The sequence below is a fragment of the Ensifer sp. SSB1 genome (assembly GCF_016652895.1).
Lineage (GTDB): Bacteria > Pseudomonadota > Alphaproteobacteria > Rhizobiales > Rhizobiaceae > Ensifer.
The window spans coordinates 1-1,264 of the sequence record NZ_JAEPRP010000368.1; the positions used below are offsets into that span (position 1 = coordinate 1).

At 59.8% G+C, this 1,264-nt stretch carries 1 protein-coding gene and 2 pseudogenes; all 3 read left to right on the forward strand.

All coding sequences use genetic code 11. From position 1 onward, the window contains the following. A pseudogene (locus tag I8N66_RS37385) lies at positions 1–267 on the forward strand (SyrB-like regulator); the annotation flags it as partial. A 120-nt stretch (positions 268–387) separates the two neighbouring features. Further along, positions 388–897 carry a hypothetical protein gene (locus I8N66_RS37390; RefSeq protein WP_291165607.1) on the forward strand — a complete coding sequence of 170 codons (510 nt, stop codon included), beginning with the start codon at positions 388–390 and terminating at the stop codon, positions 895–897. Positions 898–928: 31 nt separating this feature from the next. Next, positions 929–1,264, forward strand: a pseudogene (locus tag I8N66_RS37395) (hypothetical protein); the annotation flags it as partial.

Sequence of the window (1,264 nt, forward strand, 5' to 3'; positions counted from 1 at the left end):
AGGAAGCGTGCAGACAAGTCGGCGGACGGGAACCTCTCTGCGGAGGCGCCGGCGACTGGCAAGACCCGGGCAAAGAAGGTCGCCAAGGGCGCCGGCGAAACCCGTGGGGCAAAGCAGCCGACGGCAACGACGGCTTCAGCTCCAGTCCTCGACGACATTGCAGATCTTCTCCAGCTCGAAGAAGAGAACGCGCGGCTGCGCAAGGCGCTGGCCGAAAAACTGCGGGCCGAGAACGCCGACCTGCGCAAGCGGTTGGGCCTTGCCTGATCAATTGATAAAGGGCCGATCGGATAACTTGATTGGCCCTTGTCATCGCATTCTGGCTGGAGTTCCTTTGAGGGTTGCGGCCAAGGATGCCGGTGCCATTGATCAGTTTGGCGGCGCACTATGAAATCACCGTGGAAATATCTGGCCCAGCTGGCGTCCCTGGGAAGAACGGTCAAGACGTCGGAGAACGCTCCTGAAGTCGAGACCGAGGACCCGGCAGGCGAAGTTGATGACTTGGTCGTTGAAGGCTCGAACGAGGAGGCAAGTAGTCTCGACGCTTTGAACATCGATGCTGCGGCTGACCAAAATGATGGGACGCTTGCTACAATAGTCGACCGGTCACCTGCCGACGCTCAAGGGATGCTTCCGGAGCCCGCCGGGTCACCACAGCCACCGCCGACCAAAAGGCGAAGGCGCAGCCGGAAAACAAGCGCTGGCGATGTTGCAGTGGCCGAAGTCGTCGAGTATGGAGATCGCAGTTCCGGTGCCCCACAGCCGCCGATGACCTTCGTCGATGAGATGACCGCACTGGACGAGGACGTCAGGCAACTAAGACGCCGGCTTGCAGAAAAGTTGCGGTTGCAGAATACGCAGCTCAAAAAAATGCTTGGGCGGTATGACACGCCGTAACTGATATCGCACCCTTAAACGTTGGAGCCGCATGAAACCGCAGCAGCGAAAGTTTATCGTCGAAGTCAAATCGGCTCGCCGGCGGTCGACTACCAGCCAGTCTTCAATTTGGGGAGACACGGACCTCAAGGCCCTCGTGCGCGCGGCTGAGACAGAAGCACCGCATCTGTTCGAACCGGCTCAGCGCATGGAGCTGCCTTCTCCAGAGACCACTGCAGAAATTTTGCCAAACGAGGGCGCCGCAATCGAGGCTGCTGCGCCAATCGCAGATCTGGTGGACCCGACAGAAGGCGGCGCTGGTAGCGAGGATACTTCCGGTCCTTCTCTGATCCCGCCCTTGGAAGTGGATCGCCCGAAGGCTATCCCG